General features: G+C 44.6%; 4 protein-coding genes. 1 reads left to right on the top strand and 3 read right to left on the bottom strand.

Annotated features, from left to right (window positions below):
* Positions 1-214: 214 nt before the first annotated feature.
* Positions 215-1,105, bottom strand: coding sequence for an HTH-type transcriptional activator IlvY (ilvY, locus tag L3V33_RS17745; protein WP_114634160.1), 891 nt, complete (start codon positions 1,103-1,105; stop codon positions 215-217).
* Positions 1,106-1,251: 146 nt separating this feature from the next.
* Between ilvY and ilvC the strand changes: the two genes are divergently transcribed.
* Positions 1,252-2,736: a ketol-acid reductoisomerase gene (gene ilvC, locus L3V33_RS17740; protein ID WP_054548023.1), complete on the top strand. Its 1,485-nt coding sequence runs from the start codon at positions 1,252-1,254 to the stop codon at positions 2,734-2,736.
* Between the two features lie 274 nt (positions 2,737-3,010).
* Here the strand turns inward: ilvC and L3V33_RS17735 are convergent, their stop codons facing one another.
* Together L3V33_RS17735 and L3V33_RS17730 are read right to left on the bottom strand one after the other, a co-directional pair.
* Complete coding sequence (locus L3V33_RS17735) at positions 3,011-3,262, bottom strand: accessory factor UbiK family protein (RefSeq protein WP_004735787.1); 252 nt, start codon at positions 3,260-3,262, stop codon at positions 3,011-3,013.
* A 119-nt stretch (positions 3,263-3,381) separates the two neighbouring features.
* Positions 3,382-6,504: a multidrug efflux RND transporter permease subunit gene (locus tag L3V33_RS17730; RefSeq protein ID WP_054548022.1), complete on the bottom strand. Its 3,123-nt coding sequence runs from the start codon at positions 6,502-6,504 to the stop codon at positions 3,382-3,384.
* Positions 6,505-6,507 lie beyond the last annotated feature (3 nt).

Raw genomic sequence — 6,507 nt, 5'->3', positions numbered from 1 at the left:
AGGGATGGCTGAGTGGTCGAAAGCACCGGTCTTGAAAACCGGCAACCGTTAATAGCGGTTCTAGGGTTCAAATCCCTATCCCTCCACCACCATTGAAAAGCCCGCTGAGAAATCAGCGGGCTTTTTTCATATTTGTCGTTTAGAAAAACAAAAAAGAGCACTAACGTGCTCTTTATCTGTGACTCCACACCGGCTTGTTATCACTTATAGATAACTAGTCTTGGAGGTATTTACCTTCAGCGACCTGCCAAAATGCTCTAATTAACGGATTTTCTAGCTGCGATCGCTTACAGCACACTCCCAATTCAAACGGATTGATGGGCTCTATTTTTAAGCGGTCGACTTTATCTCTCACAGGGCTGTTGTTGATTACAACGTCTGGCGCGATACCAACCCCACAACCAAGAGCAACCATACTTACGATCGCTTCATGACCTGATACCTGAGCGTAAATGTTGGGCTTTATCTTCATCTTTTTGAACCACGCGTTCGCACGTTCTCGTGCAGTACCTGCTTCTGGGATGATAAAAGGTACTTCATTCCAGTTTGGTTTATCTGATTGCAGCTGCTGGCTAAAACTACTCACACCGGATGGGATGATGACTGACAGTGGTATATCGCTGATGGTTTCGAACTCTAATCTTGAGGGAAGAATGTCTGGCTTCGCTGAGATAGCGATATCTGCTTCATCATTTAAAATTTTGTCGATAGATTGAGCCGGATCGCCTGTAGAGAGCTTAAATTCAATGTACGGATGAATAGCTCTGAATTCTGTTATGAGCTCAGGTAGGTGGCTGTAACTAGCCGTTACCGAGCAAAATATGCGAATTTCACCTTTAAGTTCTTGCTCACCACCTTTCAGGTGAAGATTGTATTGCTGCCACTCTCCAACGATGCTTAATGCTACTGGCAATAGGTGCTTTCCTGCTGGAGTGAGATCAACACTGCGGTTATCTCTGATAAGCAATTCTTGCCCCGTTTCTTCTTCAAGCTTTTGTACCTGACGACTAAGTGCTGAAGGACTGACGTGCATAGCAGCAGCGGTTTTGCTGAAACTTTTGCTATCACATAAATGTATAAATAATTGTAGAGATTTTATGTTCATGTTTTGCGATCGTTTCCATGTTGCATTTATTGCAATAACTAATTGTGAATATATCACTTTCAGCAACGGAGTGTCTGTTTTAGTATGAAGTCATTCGATAGAGAGATATCGACCTTACGGACTTATTTTTAAAGGAGTGCCCTAGAATGGCTAACTATTTCAATACATTAAACCTTCGTGAACAACTTGACCAATTGGGTCGTTGCCGCTTCATGGATCGTGAAGAATTCACGACAGAAGCTGAATATCTTGAAGGTAAGAAAATCGTAATTGTTGGTTGTGGTGCTCAAGGCCTAAACCAAGGTCTGAACATGCGTGATTCTGGCTTAGACGTATCTTACGCTCTACGCCAAGCGGCAATTGATGAAAAGCGTCAATCATTCAAAAACGCTGATGAAAACGGCTTTGTTGTGGGTAGTTACGAAACGCTAATCCCTCAAGCAGATCTAGTTATCAACCTTACTCCAGACAAGCAACATACAAACGTTGTTGAAACAGTAATGCCTCTAATGAAGCAAGGCGCTGCTCTTGGTTATTCTCATGGCTTTAACGTTGTTGAAGAAGGCATGCAATTACGTTCTGACCTTACGGTTGTTATGGTTGCGCCTAAGTGTCCTGGTTCTGAAGTACGTGAAGAGTACAAGCGTGGCTTCGGTGTACCAACACTGATCGCTGTTCACCCAGAAAATGACCCTAAAGGCGAAGGTTGGGATATCGCTAAAGCTTGGGCTGCTGGTACTGGCGGTCACCGTGCAGGTTGCCTAGAGTCTTCTTTCGTAGCTGAAGTTAAATCTGACCTTATGGGTGAGCAAACTATTCTTTGTGGCATGCTTCAAGCGGGTTCTATCGTATCTTACGAGAAGATGATTGCTGACGGTATTGAACCAGGTTATGCAGGTAAACTTCTACAATATGGTTGGGAAACGATCACTGAAGCACTTAAGTTCGGTGGCGTAACTCATATGATGGACCGTCTATCTAACCCAGCTAAAGTTAAAGCGTTTGAGCTTTCTGAAGAGCTAAAAGATCTAATGCGTCCGCTTTACAACAAGCACATGGATGACATCATCTCTGGCCACTTCTCTAGCACTATGATGGCTGACTGGGCGAACGATGACGTGAACCTACTAGGCTGGCGTGAAGAGACAGGTGAAACTGCATTCGAAAACTACCCAACTTCTGACGTAGAAATCTCAGAGCAAGAGTACTTCGATAACGGTATCCTAATGGTTGCTATGGTTCGTGCTGGTGTTGAGCTAGCATTCGAAGCTATGACAGCATCTGGCATCATCGATGAGTCTGCTTACTACGAGTCTCTACATGAACTTCCACTAATCGCAAACACAGTTGCTCGTAAGCGTCTTTACGAAATGAACGTTGTAATCTCTGATACAGCTGAGTACGGTAACTACCTATTCGCAAACGTAGCAACACCACTACTACGCGAGCAGTTCATGCCTTCAGTTGCAACTGACGTAATCGGTCGCGGTCTAGGTGAAACATCTAACCAAGTAGATAACGCGAAGCTAATTGAAGTAAACGAAGCTATCCGTAACCACCCTGTAGAGTACATTGGTGAAGAGCTACGTAGCTACATGAGCGACATGAAGCGTATCGCTGTAGGCGGTTAATTAGTCGCTTAGATACTGATAAATTTGCAGAAAAAGCGAAGCAGTATCACTAACTCCTTACAGGTTGGAGTTATAAATAAGCAACACAACATCTAATAAAAAGGCTTGGTCGCCGTTGACCAAGCCTTTTTGCTTTTAGTAACAAAGTCTTAAAAATCAATCAAATGAACATTGTTTGATCAGTCTTCGTCGACTTTTAGTTCTTGATTGATCTTCAGAAATACAAAAGGGTTGGTGCTTTCACACCAACCCTTTCAGTTTTCTTGCTTTACGCTTACTTGTCGGCAATCTTTGCTTCTAAGTCCGTTAGCTTTTGTTCCATTTCAGTCAGCTTTTGGCGAGTGCGCAGTAGTACTTGTGTTTGAACATCAAATTCTTCACGGCTTACAACGTCTAGCTTGTTCAGTTGGCCTTGGATAACCTGACGAACTTTTTGATCTACGTCTGAACCAAGCTCTTTTACTGGTTGAGGCATAGAATCGTGGATCTGCTTAGCAATCTGCTCTAGTTTTTTTGGATCAAACATATCAATTAAAACTCCTGAATATTTATCACTATTCTATTTAATCACACTTGAGATGTCGCCTATGGCGTACAAAAAAAGGCCACCGAAGTAGCCTTTTTATTGTTATTACGACTTAGTGATTACTTATTATCAGCTAATTCTCTGTGCGCTGCTTTTGCTTCATCGACGCGAGCTAGCTTTTCTAGGTCTTTGTCTTCAACAAATACAGGCAGAGGTTTGTGTTTTTCAGCCAAGTAGCTGTAAATCACAGGCAGTACAAATAGCGTGAAGATAGTACCAATCGCTAGACCTGCAACGATTACGATACCAATACTGAAACGCTGAGCTGCACCCGCACCACTTGCGTACATCAGTGGGATTAGACCCGCGATCATCGCAGCCGTTGTCATCAGGATTGGACGAAGACGAACCTTCGCCGCTTCCATTACCGCTTCAATACGAGTCTTGTGATTGTGTAGCTGTTCTTCTTTTGCTACCTCACAGATCAAGATACCGTGCTTGGTAATCAGGCCGACCAAGGTGATCAAACCAACTTGCGAGTAGATGTTCATCGTTGCCGCACCCCAAGCTAGAGCTATTAGGGCACCACAAATCGCCAGTGGTACAGATACCATGATAACCAGTGGATCTTTTAGAGATTCAAACTGAATCGCCAATACCAAGAAGATGATAGCCAACGCTAAACCAAAGGTCGCGTAAAGTGCGCTACCTTCTGTTACGTATTGGCGTGCTTCACCCATGTAGTCATGGTTATAGCCACTTGGAAGCTTATTGGCAGCTGTGTCTTCAAACCACGCAATTGCATCACCCATTGCAGCGCCTGGAGCCGGTACCGCACCAATCGTAGCCGAGTTCAATTGGTTGAAGTGAGGAAGAGAGCGAGGCTCTGCCACAACATCAATCGTAATCAAACTGCCTAGAGGAACGGCGTTACCATCAGCGGCACGTACGTAGTAGTTGTTCATTGACTCTGGGTTCAAACGGAATTTACGTTCAACTTGAGGAATGACCTCGTAAGAACGGCCATTCAAGTCGATACGGTTTACGTAGCCATCTGACATCATGGTACCGAGTGTGATACCGATATCTTGCATGGTCACGCCGTATGCGCCCGCTTTATCCTTATCAATGTTGATCTTCATGGTTGCTGAGTCGTAGTTCAGGTCGAGATCTGAATACACGAACAGTGGATTTGAAGAGACATCAGCCAGAATGTCTGTGGTGATTTGGAACAAGCTTTCAAAACTGTTTGGCGTTGTAATAACAAACTGAATTGGAAGACCTGAACCGGCACCTGGTAGTTCTGGCATTTGGAATGCAGTTACCGCCATTCCTGGAACGTCTTTCACCAAATTACCAACGCGGTTTGCTACTTCAGACTGGCTTGCTTCACGCTCACTCCATGGAACCATAGATGCGATACCAAAAGCTTGGTTTGCATTAGGCACACCTGTAAATACTTGCGCGTAAGCTACTTCTGGCTGATCAGACAGAATCTTGTTTACGTCGTTCATGGTGTTTTGCATGAAGTCTAAGTTCGCATTCGACGGTGCTGTACCCATCAACATGATTACACCTTTATCTTCTGAAGGTGCTAACTCACTAGGGATGAACTTGAACAACAACGGCAAACTTGCAAATACGATGATAGCAAAACCAATAAATACTGGACGATGTTGCATTACCGCACCAAGCATACGCTCGTAACGGTTAGTCATGCCATCCAGCACGCTGTGAACTTTCTGCTCAAACTTGCTCGGCTCAGCGTGAGCTTTTAGCATTTTTGAACACATCATTGGCGATAGCGTTAGTGCCACGATACCCGAAACAAAAACTGAACCAGCTAGGGTTAACGCAAACTCTTTAAATAGCGAGCCTGTGATACCACCCATCATCGCGATTGGAGCGTATACCGCACCTAGCGTTAATGTCATTGCAATAACAGGGATCGCAATTTCACGAGTACCGATAATTGCTGCTCGGAAAGGGGATTCCCCGAGCTTGATATGCCGGTCGACGTTCTCTAGTACTACGATTGCATCATCTACTACCAGGCCGATGGCGAGTACCATTGCCAGTAGTGTCATCAGGTTCCAAGAGAAGCCCATTGCCTGCATCACCATTGCCACACCAATCAAAGACAGTGGAATAGTCACGATAGGGATCAGTACCGCTCGGAATGAACCTAAGAACAAGGTAATTACGATCAATACGATTAATGCTGCTTCAAGGATGGTCTTAATAACCTCTTGAATTGATTCGTTAATCGCAATGGTTGAATCGTACATTACATTCATAGAGATGTTGCTTGGTAGGTTCTTCTCTAGTTGAGGAAGAAGCTCAAGTACATCTGCAGCGATGTTGATTGGGTTAGCACTTGGTGCCGCGTTAATAGCTGCAACAACCGCTTCTTGACCATTAGCACTTGCGCGGTAAATGTCGTGGCTTTTCTCTAGCGAAACCTTAGCGATGTCGGATAGGCGAATGATCTCACCTTCACCGCTCTTCACTACTAGGTTTTCTAATTCTTCAGTGTTTGATACCTGAGTATCTGCACTGCCGTTGTAAAGCACGAACTCACCGGTCGCTTGACCTGTCGCTGATTGGTAGTTGTTAGCGTTCAGTACCGTCATCACATCAGATGCAGTTAGGCTAACCGCCGCCATTTTTGATGGGTCTAGCCATACGCGCAGTGCGTATTTCATACCACCATATAGGTCAACTTTGGATACACCATTTACCGTAAATAGCTGCGGGTTGATTACACGCTCTAGATAATCAGTAATTTGGCTCGACACCAACTCGTCACTGGTAAAGCCAATGTAGAGTACCGCTGTCGTTGAACCCGTAGACATAGTTACGGTTGGATCTTCGGCTTCTTTAGGAAGCTGAGACCGTACCGAGTTTGTCTTGGCCAGTATGTCTGACAACGCCGCATTCGGGTCGGTGTTCAGCTTCATGTTTACGGTAATCGTAGAACTACCAAGTACAGAAGAAGAAGTCATATAGTCGATATTATCCGCTTGAGCCACAGCCTGTTCGAGGGGCTGGGTGATAAAGCCTTGGATAAGATCGGCACTTGCACCGTAGTAACTCGTGGTTACGGTTACGACGGTATTCGTCATTTCAGGGTATTCACGCACCTGCATTTTGAAGATTGCTTGTAAGCCAAGCAGAGCAATCAAAAAGCTGATGGATACCGCTAGAACTGGACGTTTAATAAAAACATCAGTAAAGCGCATTGT

The sequence above is a fragment of the Vibrio sp. A2-1 genome (genome assembly GCF_021728355.1).
GTDB classification, from domain to species: domain Bacteria; phylum Pseudomonadota; class Gammaproteobacteria; order Enterobacterales; family Vibrionaceae; genus Vibrio; species Vibrio splendidus_K.
The sequence above is the reverse complement of the archived record's forward strand: the minus strand, read 5'-3'. Positions and strand labels throughout refer to the sequence as shown.

Coding starts and splice junctions, on each gene's coding strand:
- ilvY (WP_114634160.1), bottom strand. CDS start 1,105: ATGAACATAAAATCTCTACAATTATTTATACATTTATGTGATAGCAAA.
- ilvC (WP_054548023.1), top strand. CDS start 1,252: ATGGCTAACTATTTCAATACATTAAACCTTCGTGAACAACTTGACCAA.
- L3V33_RS17735 (WP_004735787.1), bottom strand. CDS start 3,262: ATGTTTGATCCAAAAAAACTAGAGCAGATTGCTAAGCAGATCCACGAT.
- L3V33_RS17730 (WP_054548022.1), bottom strand. CDS start 6,504: ATGCGCTTTACTGATGTTTTTATTAAACGTCCAGTTCTAGCGGTATCC.